At 77.0% G+C, this 21,197-nt stretch carries 6 protein-coding genes; 4 read left to right on the top strand and 2 right to left on the bottom strand.

Annotated features, from left to right (window positions below; genetic code table 11):
* Positions 1 to 2 precede the first annotated feature (2 nt).
* The gene (locus AB0C99_RS10755; RefSeq protein WP_362472507.1) at positions 3 to 2,363 is read right to left on the bottom strand and encodes a collagenase; all 2,361 of its coding nucleotides are present in this window, start codon (positions 2,361 to 2,363) and stop codon (positions 3 to 5) included.
* A 254-nt stretch (positions 2,364 to 2,617) separates the two neighbouring features.
* A complete protein-coding gene (locus AB0C99_RS10750) occupies positions 2,618 to 3,892 on the bottom strand; it encodes an MFS transporter (protein WP_362472504.1) in 1,275 nt (424 codons plus the stop codon).
* Between the two features lie 263 nt (positions 3,893 to 4,155).
* Here AB0C99_RS10750 and AB0C99_RS10745 point away from each other — a divergent pair, with 263 nt between their 5' ends.
* The 4 genes from AB0C99_RS10745 to AB0C99_RS10730 all read left to right on the top strand — a co-directional run bounded on the left by AB0C99_RS10745 (position 4,156) and on the right by AB0C99_RS10730 (position 21,194).
* Positions 4,156 to 7,875 (top strand): amino acid adenylation domain-containing protein, encoded by a 3,720-nt coding sequence (locus AB0C99_RS10745; RefSeq protein ID WP_362472501.1) that lies wholly within the window; start codon positions 4,156 to 4,158, stop codon positions 7,873 to 7,875.
* A 45-nt stretch (positions 7,876 to 7,920) separates the two neighbouring features.
* Entirely contained in the window at positions 7,921 to 8,970 is a 1,050-nt protein-coding gene (locus AB0C99_RS10740; RefSeq protein ID WP_362472498.1) for a MupA/Atu3671 family FMN-dependent luciferase-like monooxygenase, read from the top strand.
* 75 nt (positions 8,971 to 9,045) lie between these two features.
* Positions 9,046 to 17,286, top strand: coding sequence for an amino acid adenylation domain-containing protein (locus AB0C99_RS10735; protein WP_362472496.1), 8,241 nt, complete (start codon positions 9,046 to 9,048; stop codon positions 17,284 to 17,286).
* Complete coding sequence (locus tag AB0C99_RS10730; RefSeq protein WP_362472493.1) at positions 17,283 to 21,194, top strand: amino acid adenylation domain-containing protein; 3,912 nt, start codon at positions 17,283 to 17,285, stop codon at positions 21,192 to 21,194. Before AB0C99_RS10735 ends, AB0C99_RS10730 begins: the two co-directional genes overlap by 4 nt.
* The last annotated feature ends 3 nt before the right edge of the window (positions 21,195 to 21,197 follow it).

The raw sequence follows: 21,197 nt of genomic DNA, 5'->3' as shown, positions 1-21,197 counted from the left end.
CGTCAGCCGGTGCGGGTGGTGAGGGTGACGCCGCCGAAGTCCTGGGCGGCGGCGAGGCTGAAGTAGACCCAGCCGGACGGCGGGTTGTCGATCGTCAGCGTCTCGGCGTTCCCGGCGTTGACGGACTTCGCCTGGTAGGAGCCGGTGGTGGCCCAGCTGCCGCCGCCGTAGTACAGGTCGGCGTTGCCGGTGCCGCCGGAGCTGGTGAGGGTCAGCTTCTTCACCCCGGCCGGCAGGTACACGAAGTGGTAGCTGTAGTTGCCGGCCGCGGCCGTCAGGCCCTCGCGGCGGCAGTTCTGGTCGAACTGGCGCGGGTCGCTCAGGGTGCACAGCGGGGCCGCGTCGGACGGGGCGTCCGGCAGCGGGCCGCAGTCGGCGGTGGCGCAGTCGGTCGCCAGCCAGGTGGCGAAGTCGGCGTCGTAGCGGGTGCCGATGGTCTGCTTCAGGAGCGTCCGGGCGCCGGTCCAGTCACCCGCGCGGTAGCGGCCGAGGACGGCCTGGACGTCGGCGGGGTGCTTCTGCATCATGTAGCGGACGGCGAGCCAGCCCCAGCGGTAGACCCGGTCGGAGTTGACCGTGGGGTCCTCCTCCTGTCCGTAGACGGTGTCGAACAGCTCGCTGAGCCGGTAGGTGTTGCGGGCCGCCTCGGCGATCGCGTCGGCGTTGCGCTCGCCTCGGTAGCCGTACGAGATGTTCTCGGCGATGCCCTCGACCCACCAGATGGTCGGGGTGACCATGCCCGCCTCGAAGTCGCCGTACATGTTGTAGCGGCCGTCGAGGTAGTGGGTGTACTCGTGGTTGAGGTTCCAGATCTGGAACTCCGGGCGCAGCCAGCTCGCCTCGTGGGCGATGAAGCGGGCCTGGTTGCCGGGGACCGCCGGGTTGCCCTCCTCGTACATGCCGCCGTTGTCGACGTCGATGTCGTAGATGGCCCAGGCGTACAGGGCGTACTGGGTGTAGTCGTCGAAGGCGACGACCTCCAGGTTCGTGTTGACGTCACCGGGGATGGCGCCCTTGTCGCCGATGATCCGGTGGAAGTACGCGTCCTGGCCGATCAGGCTGGCGCAGGTGGTGGCGAGCTGGCCGGGCGACATGTCCTGGGCGCGGATCTTCAGGCCGGCGTTGCAGGTGTGCTGGATCGGCAGGACGGTCGGCAGGACGCGCTGGCCGAGGTCGCAGATGGCGTAGGTGGCGCAGTTGCCCCGGTCGTACTGGCGGGTGTACCAGCCGAGGTTCATGGTGAGCGGGGCCGTCGGGCCGGTGTTGGGGTAGCGGTTGATCAGGTCCTTGAGCAGCGGCCGGACGCGGTCCTTGAGCTCGGGGACGTCGAGGACGTTGCCGAGGTAGCGGCCGACGTTGCTGATGACGTCGAGGCGGTTCAGGTCCGCGCCGTTGCGGGTGACGAAGCCGGCCCAGGTGTCGAGGATGGACGGGTCGGCCTTGAGGGCGGCGCGCCAGCCCCGGGAGTCGTTCTTGGCCTTGAAGGCGTTGTCGACGACCCACTCGACGTGCTGCATGGCGAGGTTCATCTGGGCGGGCCAGCTGCCGGTGTACGAGCCGAGCAGCCACTTCACGACGCCGGCGTAGCGGCCGGCCTCCTGGGTGCTGTCGATGAGGGTGACGACCTCGTTGAGGATCTCGCCGTTGGCGTCGGTGACGTCCTTGCTGCGCGGGGCGGCGAAGAAGGCGTCCAGGGCGCCGCGCGCGGCGGTGGTGAGCGCCGGGCCGTAGGCGCCGACCGCGTCGGCGTTGTTGTCCTGCACGTAGTAGCCGGCGCGCAGGAACATCACGAGCTGGCCGGTGGAGGTGGCGTTGTTCCCGGCGTACGTGGCCGCGTCGGCGCGCAGCGCGTCGGCGACGGTCACCATCTGGGCCTCGCGGAACGCCTTGCGGGCGTTGTCGCCGGTGAGGTTGAACAGCGGGTACGTACAGGTGATCTGCGGGAGCGCCTTGAGGCGCTGGACGAGCGTGGCGCCGGTGGCGTCGATGACGCCGGAGAGGTCGGGGCACGCCTCGGCGGCGGCGCTCGCGGTGAGGCGGCCCGCCTTGTCCCGGGCGGCGGGCTTGGCGGTGGCGGGCGCGGGCCGGGCGCCGTTCTCCTCCGTGCCGTCCTGCGAGGAGAGCCGGAAGCGCGGGGTGGCGCTGATGGCGTGCGGCGACTTGGGGACGGGGATCGCGCGGGGCGCGGCGGCGCCCGCCGCGTCGGCGGCGAGGGCCGCGGCGGCACCGGCGGCCTCACCGGCGGCGGCGGTGGCCTGGGCCTGGGGCGCGAGCAGACCGAGGGAGAGGAAGAGGGCGGCGCCGAGCACGGGGAGTCTTCGGGCGCGGGTCTTCGATATCCGGGAGGGACGCAAGGGACGCATCTGTGGGGGCCTCCGGGGCCGTTGGAGCCACATGCTGGGAAACACGGGCGGCTGACACGAGGTCTGTAAAATTTCACATGTCGCATTGTTCTGGAAGACCTGTGACCGGATTCTTCCTGGACGGATCCGGTCGGCCGCCGGGCGGTCGCCGGGCGGCGGGATCTCGAATCACGGCGTGAGCAGGGGAAACACCCCGCCGACGGACGCGGCGGGGTGACGGCACATCAGGGTGCCGGAGGGGGTGTGCCGGCGGATCAGCCCTCGGTGGCTGGGGCTCCCGGGAGGTCGCGGAGGCCCCTGAGGGGGCCGACGAGCAGGAAGCCGCCGGCGGCGATCAGCGCGGCGGTGACGGCCCACAGGGTGGTGCGGGCACCGAGGAGCGAGGCGAGGGAGCCGCCGAGGAGCGCGCCGAGCGGGATGGTCCCGTAGTTGAGGAACAGGGTGGTCGCGGTGACGCGTCCGAGCAGCTCCGGCGGGCAGTACGCCTGCCGGAAGCTGACGATGACGACGTTGCACGCGACCACCCCGGCGAACATCACGACCGTCCCCGCCACGAAGAACCCGAGCCGGGGCCCCGGCCCCGCGAAGGGGGCGAGCAGCCCGAAGGGCGCGGCCGTGAACTGGACGACCAGCAGCGCGCGGGCGCTGCCGAGGCGCCGGGCGAGCCGTCCGGCGGCGAGTCCGCCGAGCACCCCGCCGAGCCCGCCGCAGGAGACGAGCCAGCCGAGGGTGTCGGAGCCGACGCCGAGGGTCCGTACGAGGAAGACGATCTGAACCGCCTGGAAGCCGGCCATCGCCAGGTTGACCGCCGCGCCGAAGCCGGTGACGGCCCGTACCCACGGGTCGCCGGTGACGAAGCGCAGCCCGTCGGCGATCTCCCGGGCCAGCGGGCGCCGGGGCGCCGGGGCGGGCCGCGGCGCGGCGCCCCGGATGGCCATGAGGCAGAGCGAGGAGACGAGGAACGTGGCCGCGTTGAGGAGCAGTCCGGGCACGCCGCCCGCGGTCTGGGCGATCAGCCCGCCGAGCCCGGGGCCCGCGACCCTGGCCGCCTGGTCCCCCGCCTGTAACTGCGCGTTGCGCCCCATCAGTTCCCCGCGGGGCACCAGGAGGGGCAGGTACGAGGAGTAGGCGGTGGAGAAGAAGACGGAGGCGGCGCCCTCGATCAGGGCGGCGGCCAGCAGGTGCCCCATGGTCAGCGCGCCGAGCCACCAGGTGACCGGCACGCTCACGAAGACCGCCGCCGAGACCGCGTTGCACACCAGCATCACCGGGCGCGGCGCGAGCCGGTCGACCCAGGCACCCGCCGGCAGCCCGAGCACCAGCCACGGCAGCCAGGGCGCGGCGGTGAGCACGCCCATCATGAACGGGGAGGCGTGCAGGGTGGTGACGGCGACCAGCGGCAGCAGGACGGAGGTGACGCTGATGCCGAGCTTGCTGGTGGTCTCGCCGACGAGCAGCAGGCGGAAGTTGCGGTGCGGGCGGTGGCCGTGGCCCTGCGCGGACCGTGCGGCGGTGGGCGGGGCGGACACCAGCGCGGCCTCCGGGATGCGATAGCGCGAACGGATTTCCGAACGCGCCACAGCGTACGTGCGGTGGCCACGAGCGCGTGCTGGATCGTACAAGTTCAGCGCCCTGGAAACCAGGGTGGCCATTTCCCGTCGGTGCCGCTTAGGCTCGACCGCGTCGACGACCGACACCGCAGGCCACGCGGGGGGCATGGGGCGCCCCCGCTCCCTCCGGCGACGCCCGACCGGCACCGCACCCTTTCCGTTCCCCGTGCAAGGAGCTGTCCGTGGTCACCAGCGCGCACGAACTCCTCGGCCCCTTCCTGCGGGAGTCGGCCGGGCACCCCGGGCGCGCCGCCGTGACCACCCCGGCGGAGTCGGTGAGCTTCGGCGAGCTGGCCGCGCGCACGGAGCGCACCGCCCGCGCGCTGCGCGCGGCGGGCGCGGGCCCCGGCACGGCCGTCGCCTTCCGGCTGCCGCGCGGCGCCGACCTGGTCGCGGCGATGCTCGCCGCGTGGCGGGTCGGTGCCGGGTACGTCCACGTGCCGTCCGGGCCGGGCGGCTCCGCGCCCGAAGGCCCGGACGGGGAGCCGGTGTTCACCTTCGCGGAGGGCGCGGCGGCGGACTCGGCGATGAGCGAGCGGCGGGCGGCCCGGCTGTTATCCGCGGGCGGGGAGGCGGGGACGGCGACCGTCCCCGGACCCCCCGCCGCCGCTGCCCCTCCCCCTCCCGTCGTGTGGGACGCCGGGCTCGGGCTCGACGCGTCGGTCCGGCAGTGGGCCCGCGTCTGCCGGGGCGAGACCCTGCTGGTCCCGGGCGCCGAAGGGGCCGCTGAGGGCGGCTTGTCCGGTGCCCGACCCGGCTTGTTCGCCCCACCCCTCTCCGAACCCGCGCCGCGCCCCTTCCTCGACCTCTTCGAGGAGCGGGCCCGGACCTCCCCCGACACCGTCGCCGTGATCTTCGGCGGGGAGCGGGTGGCGTACGCCGAACTCGACGCGCGCGCCGACCGGCTGGCGCGTCTGCTGGCCGCGCGGGGCGCCGGGCCCGGCGTGCTGGTCGCGTCGGCGCTGGACCGCTCGGTGGAGCTGGTCGTCGCCGTCCTCGCCGTCCTCAAGTCCGGGGCCGCCGTGCTGCCCGTGGACCCGCGCTACCCGGAGCGGCGGATCGCCCAGGTCCTCGGCGACGCGCGCCCGGTCCTGCTGCTCGCCCGGGGCGGCGGCGTCCTGCCCGACCACGGTCCCGTGCCCCGGCTCGACCTCGACGCCCCGGCGACCGCCGAGGCGCTGCGCGGGTCCCCGGCCGACGGGCCGCCCGCCGGGACGCGGCGGGCGGAGGGCGAGCTGCCCGCGTACGTCATCCACACCTCCGGCTCCACCGGCCGCCCCAAGGGCGTGGTCGTCACCCGGTCGGGGCTCGCCTGGCTGACCGCCCATCAGCGCGACAGCCTCGGGGTGACACCCGCCAGCCGGGTCCTGCAGTTCGCCTCGCCCGGCTTCGACGCGTTCTTCTGGGAGCTGGCGATGGCGCTGTCCGCCGGGGCGGCGCTGGTCATGGCGCCCGCCCGCGAGCTGCTGCCCGGCCCCGGGCTGAGCCGCCTCGTCGCCGAGCAGGGGGTCAGCCACGCGACGCTGCCGCCGTCGGTACTGCGGGCCCTGCCGCTGGACGGACTGCCCGGGGTGCGGGTGCTGGTCGCGGCGGGCGAGGCGCTGGACGCGGAGCAGCGGCGGCGCTGGGCGCCGGGGCGGACCCTGATCAACGCGTACGGGCCGACGGAGACGACGGTCTGCGCCAGCATGAGCGGTCCGCTCGCGGCGGGCGACGCGGGCCCGCCGCCGATCGGCCGGGCGGTCCGGGGCGCCCGGCTGCACGTCCTGGACGGCGCGCTGCGGCCGGTGCCCGACGGGGTGGTGGGTGAGCTGTACGTCGCCGGGGCCGGTGTGGCGCGCGGTTACCTGGGGCGCCCCGATCTGACGGCGAATCGTTTCGTCGCCGACCCGTACGGCCCGGCCGGGAGCCGGATGTACCGCACCGGCGACCTGGTCCGCCGCACTCCCTCGGGCGACCTGGAGTTCGCCGGCCGGGCGGACGGCCAGGTGAAGGTGCGGGGCCACCGGATCGAGCCGGGCGAGGTCGAGGCCCGGCTGGCCGCGCACCCCCGGGTGGCCGCCGCCGCGGTGACCGCGCGCGAGGACGCCGGAGGCCCCGGGAGCGGCGGGGCGGGCGCGGGCGGGGACCTGCGGCTCGTCGCGTACCTGCGGCGGGAGCCCGGCCCGGCGGCCGGGACGGAGGCGGGCGACGCGGCGCGGGTGGCCGAGTGGCGGCGGGTCCACGACGCGGTGCCTTGCGACGGGACGGCCCCCTTCGGCGAGGACTTCACCGGCTGGAACAGCGCGTACGACGGCGGGCCGCTGCCGCTCGCGGGGCTGCGCGAGTGGCGCGAGGAGACGGTCCGGGCGATCCGCGCCCTGCGGCCCCGCCGGATCCTCGAACTGGGCGTAGGCAGCGGCCTGTTGCTGTCGCGCCTCGCCCCGGACGCCGAGTCCTACTGGGGGCTCGACCTGTCGCCCCGGGTGATCGGGCGGCTGCGAGAGCAGGTGGCCCGGCGGCCTGAGCTGGCGGGGCGGGTGGAGCTGCGCGTCGGCGCGGCCGACGCCCACGAGGGCGTGCCGCGCGGCCACTTCGACGTGGTCGTCCTCAACTCCGTCGCGCAGTACTTCCCGAGCGGGCGGCACCTCGCGCGGGTCCTCGGGCTCGCGGCGGAGGCGCTGGCGCCCGGCGGGGCGGTCTTCGTCGGCGACGTGCGCCACCTGGGCCTCGCGGAGACCCTCCACGGGGCGGTCGCGGCCCGCGCGGCGGACGGCGCGCCGGGAGATCCGGGCGGTCCGGAGCGGCGGCGCGTGGCGGCGCGCGGACTCGCGGCGGAGCCCGAACTGCTGGTCGACCCGGAGTTCTTCCGGTCCCTCACCGTCCCGGACGGGCCCGCCGCGCCGCCGTTCACGTACTGCGACGTGCGCCTGAAGCGCGGCGCCCACCACGACGAACTGACCCGCTACCGCTACGACGTGGTCCTGCGCACCGGCCCCCGGCGGCTCGGGGACGACGGCGGCGGCACGGCGGCGGCGGAGCTCCTGTGGGGGGCGGACGTGCGCTCCCCCGGCGCCCTCGCCGAGGCGCTGCGCGCCCGCGCCGGGGACGGCACGCCGGTGCGGCTCGCCGGGGTGCCGAACGGGCGCCTCGCCGAGGACCTGCGCGCGGCGGGCGGGACGCCGGGGGCCGGTGCCGACCCGGAGGAGCTGGCGCGGCTCGGCGAGGGGCTCGGGTACCGGGCCGTCGCGCGCTGGTCCGCGAAGGCGGGCCCCACGCACATGGACCTCGAATTCGCGCCGGCGGGGCGGGAGTTCGCGACGGAGCCGGGGGCGGGGCCGCTGACCGACCCGGAGCGGTACGTCAACGTGCCCGTCCCCTTCGCCGGGTCCGACGACGCCGAGCTCGTCGCGGAGGTCACCGCCTGGGCGGCGGAGTACCTGCCCGGGTACATGGTGCCCTCGGCGATGGTCGTCCTCGACGCGTTCCCGCTCACCCCGCACGGCAAGCTGGACCGCGCCGCCCTCCCCGCCCCGCCCGGCGCCCGGCGCGCGGCGGGCCGCCCGCCGGGCACGCCCACCGAGGCGACGCTGTGCCGGCTGTACGCGGAGGTCCTCGGGCTCGGAGCGGGCGACACGCCGAACGGGCCGAGCGGGCCGAGCGGGCCGGACACGGCCCTGGAGCTCGGCACGGTCGGCGCGGTCGGCCCGTCCGGCGCGGTCGGTGTCGACGACGACTTCTTCGAGCTCGGCGGGCATTCGCTGCTCGCCACCCGCCTGGCCGGCCGCATCCGCGCCGAGCTGGGGGTGGAGGTGCCGGTGGGCACGGTCTTCGAGGCGCCCACCGTCGCCGCGCTCGCCGCCCGGATCCCGGGCGCCCGCAAGGCCAGACCGGCCCTGCGCAGGATGGCCCGCCCCGACTGACGGAGCGCCCCCGTCCCGACCACCAGGCACACCGAGGGATCCCCTATGGACTTCAGCCTCTTCTACTTCGCCGACGACAGCACGCCCGACGGCGACGCCGGACGCTACGAACTGCTCCTGGAGGGCGCCCGCTTCGCCGACCGGCACGGCTTCCGCGCCGTGTGGACGCCCGAGCGGCACTTCCACCCCTTCGGCGGGCTCTACCCGAACCCGTCCGTGGTGGGCGCCGCCCTGGCCATGGTGACGAGCCGGGTCGCCCTGCGCGCCGGGAGCGTCGTCGCGCCGCTGCACCACCCGCTGCGGATCGCCGAGGAGTGGTCCGTCGTGGACAACCTCTCCGGCGGGCGCGCCGGGATCTCCCTCGCCTCCGGCTGGCACCCGGTGGACTTCGCCCTCGGCACCGTGCCGTACGCGGACCGCAAGCGGGCCCTGGCCGAGACCGCCGGGCGGCTGCGGGCGCTGTGGCGCGGGGAGGAGTGCGAGGTCGTCGACGGCAACGGCGCCCCCGCGCGCGTACGGATCTTCCCGCCGCCCGTGCAGCGGGAGCTGCCGCTGTGGGTGACCAGCGCCGGGGACCCGGAGACCTTCCGCACGGCGGCGGTGGCGCGCGCCGGGGTGCTCACCCATCTGCTGCACCAGGACGTGGACGGACTCGCCGCGCGGATCGCGGAGTACCGGCGGGTGGCGCGGGAGACCCACGACGGCTGGGACGGGCACGTCGTCCTGATGCTGCACACCTTCCTCGGCGCCGACCGGGACGAGGTCCGCGCGCGGGTCGAGGCGCCGCTGTCCGCGTATCTGAAGAGCTCCGTCGAGCTGCTGACGCGCTCGTTCGGCTCCCTGGACCCGGACTTCGACCTCGACGCGCTGGAGGAGGAGGACCTGGACTTCCTCGTCGCGCGGTCCTTCGACGCGTACTTCGAGCAGCGGGGGCTTTTCGGGACGGTGGCGGACGCGCGGCTCACGGTCGAGCGGCTGCGCGCCGCCGGGGTGGACGAGCTCGCCTGCCTCATCGACTTCGGCATCGACACCAAGACCGTCCTGGACGGGCTGCGCCACCTGGACGAGCTGCGCGCCTCGTACGCGACCGGCTGACCGTCCCGCCGGCCGACCACCCGAGAGACCCGAGTGACCCGAGTGACCCGAGAGAGCTGAAAGGCCGAGACCACCGTGATCCCTCTGTCGTTTTCGCAGCTGCGGTTCTGGTTCCAGGAAGAGATGGACCGCGCGGGCGGCTCGCCGCACGCCTCCATGGCGCTGCGGCTGACGGGCCGGCTGGACGCGGAGGCGCTGCGGGCGGCGCTGGGCGACGTGGTGGCGCGGCACGAGATCCTGCGGACGGTGTTCCCGGTCGCCGACGGGGTGCCGGGGCAGCGGGTCCTGGCCGACGCGCCGGTCGAGCTGCCCGTGCGGCGGGTCGCGGAGGAGGACGTCGAGGCGGCCGTGGCCGAGGCCGCCCGGCACGTCTTCGCGCTGGAGCACGAGATCCCGCTGCGGGCCGTGCTCCTCGCGGTCGGCGCCCCGGACGGCCCCGAGGTCCACGTGCTGGCGGTCACCGTGCACCACATCGCCTTCGACGGCTGGTCCGTCGCGCCCTTCCTGCGGGACCTGGCGCGCGCCTACACCGCCCGGACCGGCGGCGGCGCCCCGGAATGGGAGGAACTCCCCTTCCAGTACGCGGACTTCACCCTCTGGCAGCGCAAGGAGCTCGGCGCGCCCGACGAGCCCGGCAGCCTCTTCGCCGAGCAGCTGGCCCACTGGACGGGGGCGCTCGCCGGGGCCCCGGCCGAACTGCCGCTGCCCGCCGACCGGCCCCGGCCCGCCGCCGCCTCGTACCGGGCGGGCAGCGTCCCCTTCCGCCTGCCGCCCGAGTCCTTCGGCGCGCTGTCCCGGCTCGCCCGGCGGCACGGCGCCAGCACCTTCATCGTGCTGCACGCGGCCCTGGCGGGCTTTCTGCGGCGGCTCGGCGCCGGGACGGACGTCCTGGTGGGCAGCCCGGTCGCCGGGCGGGCCGACGTCGGCCTCGACGAGCTGGCCGGCTGCTTCGTCAACACCGTCGTCGTGCGCACCGACACCTCCGGCGACCCCGACTTCCACGCGCTCGTCGGGCGGGCCCGGACGGGTGTGCTGGCCGCGCTCGACCACCAGGACGTGCCGTTCGAGCAGGTCGTGGAGGCCCTCAACCCGGCGCGGACGGCGGCCCGGCACCCGCTGTTCCAGGTGATGCTGAGCCTCCAGAACAACGCGGACGCCGCCCTCCGCCTGCCCGGTCTCGACACCCGGCTCCTGGACCCGGTGCCGCACCGGACGGTCGCCTTCGACCTGCTGCTCGACCTCACGGAGACCGACGGCGGCCTCGGCGGCTCCCTGGTCTACGCCCGCGACCTCTTCGACCACGCCACCGCCGAGCGCCTGGCCCGCCGCTTCGCCGCCTTCCTCGCCCAGGCGGTCGCCGCGCCCGAGCGGCCCACCGGCGAACTCGACCTCCTCTCCCCCGCCGAGCTGCGCACGGTGCTGGAGGAGTGGCAGGGCCCGGAGAGCGCGCTCCCGGCCGACTCCGTTCCCGAGCTGTTCCGGCGGCGCGCGGCGGCCACACCCGACGCCCTCGCGGTGGTGTGCGGCGCGACCCGGCTCACGTACGGGGAGCTGGACACCAGGTCCGCGCGCCTGGCGCACCGGCTGCGCCGCGCGGGCGCGGGTCCCGAGCGGCTGGTCGCGGTGGCCGCCGAACGCTCGGCCGACCTGGTCGTCGCCCTGCTCGCCGTGGTGCGGACGGGGGCCGCGTACCTGCCCCTCGACCCGCGCAACCCGGACGAGCGGCAGCGCGCGGTCCTGGCCGAGGCCCGGCCCCACCTGCTCCTCGCGGACCCGGCGACCCGAGCCCGCGCCGAGGCCCTCGCGGGCCCGCCGCTGGACCTGCCGCTGCTCCCGCTGCTCCCGCCGCACGAGGACGCCGGGGAGGACACCGGACGGGAGACGGGCTCCGGGCCGGAGGACGCCGAGGGTTCCGAACTCCCCGTCCCCGTACCCGTAACCGCCGACGCGGCCGCGTACGTGATGTACACCTCGGGCTCCACCGGCCGCCCCAAGGGCGTGCTGGTGACGCACCGGAGCATCGTCGCGCTGGCCTGCGACCCCTGCTGGGCGGCGGACGGCGGGCACGCGCGGGTGCTGGCCCACTCGCCGCACTCCTTCGACGCCTCGACGTACGAGCTGTGGGTGCCGCTGCTGTCCGGCGGCACGGTCGTCGTGGTGCCCGCGGGCGACGCGTCCCCGGGTGCGCTGGCGCGGGCGGCGGCCGAGGGCGGGGCGACGAGCGCGTTCCTCACCACCTCGCTGTTCAACCTGCTGGTCGCCGAGGGCGATCCGCTGCTCGGGCGGCTCGGGCACGTCTGGACCGGCGGCGAGCAGCCCTCGGCCGGGGCCCTGCGGCGGATGCTGACGGAGTTCCCCGGCACGGCGCTCACCCATGTGTACGGGCCGACGGAGAACACGACGTTCTCCGCGTTCCGGCGGCTGGACCCGACCCGGGACGCGCACGGCGGGAAGCCGCCGATCGGGCGGCCCATGGCGGACACCCGGGCGTACGTGCTCGACGGGCGGCTGCGGCCGGTGCCCGCCGGGGTGCCGGGCGAGCTGTACCTGGCGGGCGCCGGGCTGGCCCGCGGCTACCTCGGGCGGCCCGGCCTCACCTCGGGGCTGTTCGTCGCCGACCCGTACGGGCCGCCCGGCGGGCGCATGTACCGGACCGGCGACGTGGTGCGCTGGACGGCGGACGGCGAGCTCGACTTCCTCGCCCGCGCCGACGACCAGGTGAAGATCCGGGGCTTCCGGATCGAGCCGGGCGAGGTCGCCGCGGTCCTGGAGCGCCACCCGGCCGTGGGGCGCGCCGCCGTGCTCGTACGGGAGGAACGGCCCGGGGAGCGCGGCCTGGTGGCCTACGTCGTCCCCGCCCCCGGGGCGGCGGACGATCCGGCGCCCGAGCTGCTGGAGCACGCCCGCCGGTCGCTGCCCGACTACATGGTGCCCGCCGTCGTGGTGCTGCCCGGCGGGCTGCCGCTGACGCCCAACGGCAAGCTGGACGCGGCGGCGCTGCCCGCGCCCGTCGTGCGGGCCGGTTCGCGGGCGCCGGGCACGCCAGCCGAGCGGCTGCTGTGCGGGCTGTTCGCCGAGGTGCTGGGGGTGCCGGAGGTCGGCGCGGACGACGACTTCTTCGCGCTGGGCGGGCATTCGCTGCTCGCGGTCCGGCTGGTGAACCGGCTGCGCGAGACGCTGGACGAGGGCATCGGGCCGAAGGCCGTGTTCGAGTCGCCGACACCCGCCGGTCTCGCGGCGCGGTTCGGGGCCTCGGGGGCGGGGCGGGGCGCGCTGCGGCCGGGGCCGCGCGGGGAGGTGCTGCCGCCGTCGTTCTCGCAGCTCCGCTTCTGGATGCAGGGCGAGCTGGCGGAGGGCGCCGCCGCGCAGACGGTGACGACGGCCCTGCGGCTGACGGGCGCGCTGGACGCGGGGGCGCTGGAGGCGGCGCTGCGGGACGTGGTGGCGCGGCACGAGAGCCTGCGCACGGTCTTCCCGGTCACCGACGGGGTCCCGCGCCAAGTGGTGCGGGACGGGGACGGGTTCGGGCTGCGGGTGCGGGAGGTGGCGGAGCCGGAGGTCGGGGCGGCGGTGGCCGGGGCGGCCGAGCCGGGCTTCGACCTGGCGCGGGAGCTGCCGCTGCGGGCCGAACTGCTGGTGTGCGGGGCCGAGTCGCACGTCCTCGTGGTGACCGTCCATCACATCGCCTTCGACGGCTGGTCCGCCGCCCCGTTCCTGCGCGACCTCTCGGCCGCCTACGCCGCCCGGCTGCGGGGGCAGGCGCCCGTACTGCCGGAACTGCCTCTGCAATACCCGGACTTCGCGCTGTGGCAGCGGGCGGCGCTGGGCGATCCCGGGGATCCCGGCAGCCCGTTCGCCCGGCAGCTCGCGCACTGGAAGGCGGCGCTGGCCGGGGCGCCGGAGGAGCTGCCGCTGCCGACGGACCGGCCGCGTCCGGAGGTGGCCTCGCTGGAGACGGGCACGGTGCCGTTCCGGCTGGCGCCCGCCGACCACGCGTGCCTGACCGCGCTGGCCCGGCGGCACGGGGCGAGCGTCTTCATGGTGCTGCACGCGGCGCTGGCGGGGCTGCTGGGGCGGCTCGGCGCCGGGACGGACATCGTGGTCGGCAGCCCGGTCGCGGGGCGCGCCGACAGCGCGCTCGACGAGCTGGTCGGCTGCTTCGTGAACACGGTGGCGGTGCGCACCGATGTCTCCGGCGACCCGGACTTCGGCGCGCTGCTCGACCGGGTGCGGCCCGGGGTCCTCGCGGCGCTGGAGCACCAGGACGTGCCGTTCGAGCAGGTCGTGGAGGCCCTCGACCCCGCCAGGTCGGCGGCCCGGCACCCGCTGTTCCAGGTGATGCTGAGCCTCCAGAACAACGCGGGCGGCGCGGTGGAGCTGCCCGGGCTCCGCGCGGAGGCGCTGGACCACGCCCGGTACCGCGCGGTCCCGTTCGACCTGCTGCTCGACCTCACCGAGTCGGAGGGGGGCCTCGACGGCACCCTCGTCTACGCCCGGGAGCTCTTCGACCACGGCACGGCGGAGCGGTTCGCGGTCTGGTTCACCGCGTTCCTCGCCGACGCGGCGGCCCGTCCCGCCGAGCCCGTACGCCTGCTCGACCTGCTGTCCCCGGCCGAGCGGTCCGCCGTGCTCGGCGCGTGGAGCGGCCCGGCGCCCGGCGCGGTGCTGCCGGGTCCTTCGGTGCCGCGCCGGTTCCGGGAGCGGGCCGCCGCGGCGCCCGACGCGCCCGCGCTGCTGCACGGGGCGCGCCGGATCACGTACGGGGAGCTGGACACCCGGGTGGAGCGGCTGGCGGTACGGCTGCGGGGGCTCGGCGCCGGTCCGGAGGCGCTGGTCGCGGTCGCGATGAACCGCACCCCCGACCTGGTGGTCGCGCTGCTGGCCGTGCACCGGGCGGGCGCCGCCTATCTGCCGGTCGATCCGCACCATCCCCGGGACCGGGTGGCGGCCGTGCTGGCGGAGGCGGCGCCGCTGCTCGTGCTCGCGGACGCCGCCACCCGCGACGCCCTCGGCACCCCCGACTGGCTGACCCCGGACGACCCGCGGCTCGACACAGCCGAAGCCGTCGGTGCGGCGGGTGCGGTGGACGGCGCGGTGGACGGCGCGGCCGAGGTGGCCGCCGACAGCGCCGCGTACGTCCTCTACACCTCCGGTTCGACGGGCCGGCCGAAGGGCGTGGTGGTCGGCCACGGCAACCTGGCGCATCTCCTCGCCGCCGTGCGGGACCGGCTGCCGCTGCGACCCGCCGACCGGCTGCTCGCCGTGACCACCGTCGCCTTCGACATCGCCCACCTGGAGCTGCTGCTGCCGCTGGTCGACGGGGCGGCGGTCGTCCTCGCCTCGCCCGACGAGGTGCGCGACCCGCGCGCCCTGGGGCGCCTGATCGGGCGGCACGGGGTGACCGCCGTCCAGGCGACGCCCTCGCTGTGGTCGGGGCTGGTGGCGGAGGTCCCGGACGCGGTGCGGGGGCTGCGGGTCCTCGTGGGCGGCGAGGCGCTGCCGCCCGCGCTGGCCGCGGGGCTGCTCGGCCTGGCGGCGGAGGTCACCAACGTGTACGGGCCGACCGAGACGACCATCTGGTCCCTCGCGGCCCCGCTCGGCCCGCGCGACACCGCGCGCCCGCCGCTCGGCACCCCACTCGGCGACACCCGCGTGTACGTCCTGGACCGGGCGCTGCGGCCGGTGCCGGTGGGGGTTCCCGGCGAGCTGTACGTGGGCGGCGCCGGGGTGGCCCGAGGCTATCTCGGGCGCCCGGGGCTGACCGCCGAGCGGTTCGTCGCCGCCCCGTTCGGGCCGCCGGGGGCGCGCCTGTACCGCACCGGCGACCTGGTGCGGTGGACGTCGGACGGGCGGCTCGACTTCCTGGGGCGCGGCGACGACCAGGTGAAGCTGCGGGGCTTCCGGATCGAACCCCGGGAGATCGAGGCGGTCCTGGACCGGCACCCCGGGGTCGTCCGCAGCGCGGTCGTGGTCCGCGAGGACCGGCCGGGCGAACGACGGCTCGTCGCGTACGCGGTGCCCGCGCGGGTCGCGATGGACGGCGGGGGCGCGGGGGCGGGGGCGGGCGGCGGGGGCGCGGGGGCCGGGGCGGCCGGCGGGGGCGCGGCTCCCGAGGCGACCGGCGCGGGCGCGGAGGCCGGGACGACCGGCGCGGGCACGACGCCCGGGGCGGACAGCGGGAGTACGACGCCCGAGGCAGGCGACGGGGGCACGGCACCCGAGGCGACCCGCGCGGGCACAGAGGCCGGGCCGTACGGCGCGGGCACGACGCCCGGGACGACCGGCAGGAGCACGACGCCCGAGACGGCCGACGGGAGCACGGCACCCGAGGCGACCCTCGCGGGCACAGAGGCCGGGACGACCGGCGCGGGCACGACGCCCGGGGCGGACAGCGGGAGCACGACCCCCGAGACGGCCGGCGGGAGCACGACTCCCGAGGCAGGCGACGGCGCCGCGGCTCCCGACAGTGCCGCGCTCGTGCGCGAGCTCGACGCCTGGGCCCGGAGCGCGCTGCCCGCGTACATGGTCCCCACCGTCGTCGTGCTGCCCGGCGGGCTGCCGCTGACGCCCAACGGGAAGCTGGACCGGGCGGCGCTGCCCGCCCCGCAGGCGCCCGCCGCGCCGGGCGGGGCGGCGCGGGAGCCGGCCACCGACGCGGAGCGGCTGCTGTGCGAGCTGGTCGCCGCCGTCCTCGGGCTCCCGTCGGTGGGCGTGGACGACGACTTCTTCGCCCTCGGCGGCGACAGCATCGTGTCGATCCGGCTGGTGTCCCGGGCCCGTTCGCGGGGCCTGGGGCTCTCCACCAGGGACGTGTTCCGGCACCGGACCGTCGCCGAGCTCGCCCGGCACGCCAAGGTCAGGCCCGCCAAGGCGGCTCCGGCTGCCCCCCAGGCCCCGGCGGCGGCCGGTGGCGAGGTGCCGTTGACGCCGATCCTGCACTGGCAGCGGGAGCGGGGCGGCCCGGTCGCCGGCTTCCACCAGTCGGTGCTGGTCCGCACCCCGGCCGGGCTGACCGAGGCGCGGATGCGGGAGCTGCTTCAGGCTCTGCTGGACCGGCACGAGGCGCTGCGGTCCCGGCTGACCCGGGAGCCCGCGTGGCGCCTGGAGGCGCTGCCGAGCGGCCAGGTCGGCGCCGCCGGGGCGGCCGGGTGCCTGCTGGTGATCGACGCGCCCGGCGCGGACGGCGGGGTGCCCGAGGAGCGGCTGCGGGCCGAGGCGGACGCGGCCCGGCGGCGGCTGGCGCCGGAGGAGGGCCGGATGGTCCAGGCGGTCTGGTGGGACGCGGGTCCCGGCCGCCCCGGGCGGCTGCTCCTGATGGTCAACCACCTCGTCGTGGACGGCGTGTCCTGGCGGATCCTGCTGGAGGACCTGGCCTCGGGCGTGGCGCCGCGCGCGGCGGCCGGGGACGCGGCGCCCGTGTCGTTCGCGGACTGGGGCCGCCGGCTGGCCCGCGAGGCGCCCGCGCGGGCGGCCGAACTCCCGCTCTGGCTGGGCCAGTCGGACGGGGTCGGGCCGCTCGTGCCCGGCGCGGCGCTGGTGCCCGGCCGGGACGTGGAGGGCGTCAAGCGGACGGTGACCCGGGTGCTCCCGGCCGACCGGACGGAGGCGCTGCTCACCCGGGTGCCCGCGCGGCTCGGGGCGGGCGTGGACGCGGTGCTGCTCGGCGCGCTGAGCACGGCCGTGGGGCGCTGGCGCGCGGCGGCGGACGGCCCGGACGCGGGGGCCCCGTTCCTGGTGGACGTGGAGGGGCACGGGCGCGAGGAGATCGCCGAGGGGCTGGACCTGTCGGCGACCGTGGGCTGGTTCACCAGCATGTTCCCCGTACGGCTCGCGGGGCGCCCGGAGGCCCCCGAGGAGGCCGTACGGGTGGTGGCGGCGCGGCTCGGCGCGCTGCCCGACAAGGGGCTCGGGCACGGGCTGCTGCGCCATCTGCACCCGGAGGCGGGGCCCGTGCTCGCGGCGCGGCCCCGGGCGCAGCTCCTCTTCAACTACCTGGGCCGCTTCGACCGGCCGGACGGGGCCGACTGGGGCCTGGCGCCGGAGGCGGGCGCGGTGTCCAGCGGCGGCGACCCGGAGCTGCCCGTGACGCACCTGCTGGAGCTGTCGGCGGTCGCGCACGAGCGCGCGGGCCGGCCGGAGCTCCATGTCACCTGGGCGTATCCGGAGACGCTGCTGGACCGGGCGCGGGTGGCGGCGCTGGCCGACGCCTGGTTCGAGGCCCTGGAGACCCTGACCACTTCCCCACCTGCTTCCCCACCTGCTTCCCCATCCCCATCCCCATCCCCATCCACCGGCGAACCGGGAGAGACGGCGTGACCGCACTGGACCGCACCGACGAGCACGGCCCGCAGCACGGCCCGGGGCGGGACGACGGGCCGGTCTCGCGGCCCGCGCCGCTCCAGCAGGGGCTGTTCTTCCACACCGCGTTCGACGCGGAGGGCCAGGACGTCTACACGATCCAGCTCGCGCTGGAGTTCGTGGGGCCGCTCGACCCCGAGCGGCTGCGCGGGGTCTGCCAGGCGCTCCAGGACCGGCACGACAGCCTGCGGTCGGGTTTCCGCACGGACGCCTCGGGCGCCCCCGTACGGTTCGTCGCGTCCGGGGTCGGGGTCGAGTGGCGGACGGCGGACCTGACCGGGACCGCGCCCGAGGCGCGGCGGGCGGAGGCGGCGCGGCTGCTGGACGAGGAGCGGCGGCGGCGCTTCGACACCGCCCGGCCGCCGCTGATCCGCTTCCTGCTGATCCGGCTGGGCGGCACCCGCTGGCGGTTCGTGCTGACGAACCATCACATCATCCTGGACGGCTGGTCCACCGCGATCCTGCTCGACGAGCTGTTCGCGCTGTACGAGGCGGGGCCCGGCGGCGCGGAGCTGCCGCCCGCCCCCGCGTACACCTCCTATCTCGACTGGCTCGACGCGACGGACCCGGAGTGGTCGCTGGAGGCGTGGGCCGGGGCGCTGGCCGGGATCGACGGGCCGACGCTGGTGGCGCCGCGCGCGCCGGGCGCGGGCACGGTGGTGCCGGAGCGGGTGCTGTGGACGCTGCCGGCCGAGCGGACGGCCGCGCTGGCCGAGCGGGCGCGGGAGGCGGGCGTCACCCTCGGCACGGTGACGCAGGTGGCATGGGGGCTGGTGCTGCGGCAGCTCACCGGGCGGGGCGACGTGCTGTTCGGGCTGACGGTGTCGGGGCGGGCCGCCGACGTCGACGGGGTCGACACGATGGTCGGGCTGCTCATCAACACGGTCCCGGCGCGGGTGCGGGCGGAGCCCGGGGACTCGCTGCTCGACGTCCTCGAACGGGTCCAGGACGAGCAGTTGGACCTGCTGGACCACCATCACCTGGGGCTGACGGAGATCCAGCGGCAGGCCGGGTTCGGGGCGCTGTTCGACACCACGGCCGTGCTCGACAACTATCCGGCGGGCGCGGGACGGCGGCGGCTCGGCGAGGCGCTGCTGGTGGACGTGTCGGGCTTCGACGCCACCCACTATCCGCTCTCGCTGATCTGCACCCCGGCCGAGGAGCTGGGCCTGCGGCTCGACTTCCGGCCCGACGTGCTGGACCGGGCGGCGGTGGAGGGGATCGCGGGCCTGCTGACGCGGATCCTGGAGGCCGTCGCCGAGGACCCGAACCTGCGGGTCGGCGCCCTGCCGTCGCTGCCGGACGGGGAGCGGCGCAGGCTCCTGGAGGAGTGGAACGCCACCGCCCGGCCGGTGGCCCCGGCGACGCTGCCCGCGCTGATCGGGGAGCGGGCGGCGGTGGACCCGGAGCGGCCCGCGCTCGTCCACGGGGAGCTGGTCCTCACGTACGGCGAGCTGACCCGGCGGGCGCACCGGCTGGCGCGGGAGCTGCTCGCCGAGGGCGCGGGGCCGGAGACCCTGGTGGCGCTGGCGCTGCCGAGGACGGCGGACATGGTGGTGGCGCTGCTCGCCGTGCTGACGGCGGGCGCCGCCTACGTGCCGGTCGACGTCCGCTATCCGGCGGACCGGGTGGCGCGGATGCTGGGCGACGCCCGGCCGCGCCTCGCGGTGGTCACGGGGGCGACCCGGGAGGTGCTGCCGGAGGGCACGGCGGCGCTGGTCCTGGACGATCCGGCGGTGGCGCGGCGGATCGCGGAGCGGCCGGACGGGGAGGTCGCGGACGCGGAGCGGCCGGAGCCGCTGCTGCCCGGGCATCCGGCGTACGTCATCTACACCTCGGGCACCACCGGGGTGCCCAAGGGTGTGGTGGTCGAGCACAGGAACGCCGTCAACTTCACGGCGACCGTGGCGGACCACTTCGGCGCCGAGGGGATGGCGCGGGTGCTGGCGTCCACCTCGCTCAGCTTCGACGTGTCGGTCTTCGAGATCGTGACGACGCTGGCGCTCGGCGGGCGCCTGGAGCTGGTGGACGACCTGTTCGCGCTGCTGGACCGGGGCGGCTGGGAGGGCAGCCTGGTGAGCGGCGTCCCGTCGGCGGTGGCGACCATGGTGGCGGGCGGCGCCTTCGAGGTGGCGGCCGGGCACGTGGTGCTGGGCGGCGAGGCGGTGCCGGGCGCGCTGCTGCGGGAGCTGTGGGAGCGGGTGCCCGGCTGCGCGGTGACCAACATCTACGGGCCCACCGAGGCGACCACGTACTCGACGTGGTGGCGCGGGCGGGCCGGGGACGCGGCGGGCGACCCGCCGATCGGGCGGCCGGTGCCCAACGCCCGGGTGTACGTGCTCGATCCGTGGCTCCAGCCGGTGCCGGTGGGGCGGCCGGGCGAGCTGTACATCGCGGGGGCGGGGGTGACCCGCGGCTATCTGAACCGGGCCGCGCTGACCTCGGAGCGGTTCGTGGCCTGCCCGTTCGGGGAGCCCGGCGGCCGGATGTACCGGACGGGCGACCGGGTGCGGTGGCGGGCGGACGGGGAGCTGGAGTACTTGGGGCGGTTCGACGGCCAGGTGAAGGTGCGGGGCTTCCGCATCGAGCTGGGCGACGTGGAGGCGGCGCTGCTGCGGCACGAGGGGGTGGCGCAGGCGGTCGCGGTGGTGCGGGAGGACCGGCCGGGCGACCGCAGGCTGGTCGCCTACGCGGTGCCGGGCGGCGGGCCGGGCGCCGCGCCGCTGGACGGGGCGGGGCTGCGGCGGGCGCTGCGCGACATGGTGCCGGACCACATGGTGCCGTCGGCCGTGGTGCCGCTGGAGCGGCTGCCGCTGATGCCGAACGGCAAGCTGGACCGGGGGGCGCTGCCCGCCCCCGCGTACGGGGTGTCGGCGCGGCGCGGGGCGGCGCACGCCCACGAGGAGCCGCTGTGCGCGCTGTTCGTCGAGGTCCTGGGGGTGGAGCGGGCCGGTCCCGACGACGGCTTCTTCGACCTGGGCGGGGACTCGCTGCTGGCGACGCGGCTGGTCAGCCGGGTGCGGGCGGTGCTGGGCACGGAGCTGACCGTGCGGGCCCTGTTCGAGGCGCCGACCCCGGCGGCGCTGGCGCGCCGGCTGGGACGGCTGGACGGGGAGGGCGGCGGCTCGGGCCTGGACGTGCTGCTGCCGCTGCGTTCCGGCGGGCGGCTGCGGCCGCTGTTCGCGGTGCACGCGGCGAGCGGCCTGGCCTGGCCGTACGCGCGGCTGCTGCCGCACCTGGACCCGGAGGTGCCGCTGTACGGGCTGCAGGCGCCGAGCCTGGGCGCGCCGGAGGGCGGCGCGGGCAAGCCCGGGGAGCTGGTGCGGGAGTACGCGCGGCGGATCGTGGAGACGCAGCCGGAGGGCCCGTACCGGCTGCTGGGCTGGTCGGTGGGCGGGACCCTCGCGTACGCGGTGGCGGCGGAGCTGGCGGAGGCGGGGCGGGCGGTGGAGTTCGTGGCCCTGCTCGACTCGTATCCGGCGCCCGGGGAGGGCCTGCCGGACTGGGAGGTGACGCACCGTCACGTGGCCGGGTCCGCCGGGTTCGCGGCGGACGGGGCGCCGCCGGAGCAGCTCGCGCTGCTCGGGGAGCGGGTCGTGGAGGGCGCGCGGCTCGCGGTGCGGTCGGCGGTGGACGCGCTGCGGACGCCGCCCGCGCGGACGCGCGGGGTGGACGTGCTGCACGTCAGGGCCGCCGCCGACGGCGCGGCGGGCGCGGACCCGGCGGCCTGGCGGGCGTACGTCGAGGGGCGGCTGACCGCCGTGGACGTGCCGTGCGGGCACTACGAGATGCTGGATCCCGCCCCGGTCGCGGAGATCGGGGCGGTGCTGTCGGCGTGGGCGACGGGGGGCCGGGCGGGGCGCTGACCC

Origin of the sequence: Streptomyces sp. NPDC048659, assembly GCF_040650575.1 — a bacterium.
Lineage (GTDB): Bacteria > Actinomycetota > Actinomycetes > Streptomycetales > Streptomycetaceae > Streptomyces.
This window is presented reverse-complemented; position numbering and strand designations above follow the sequence as displayed.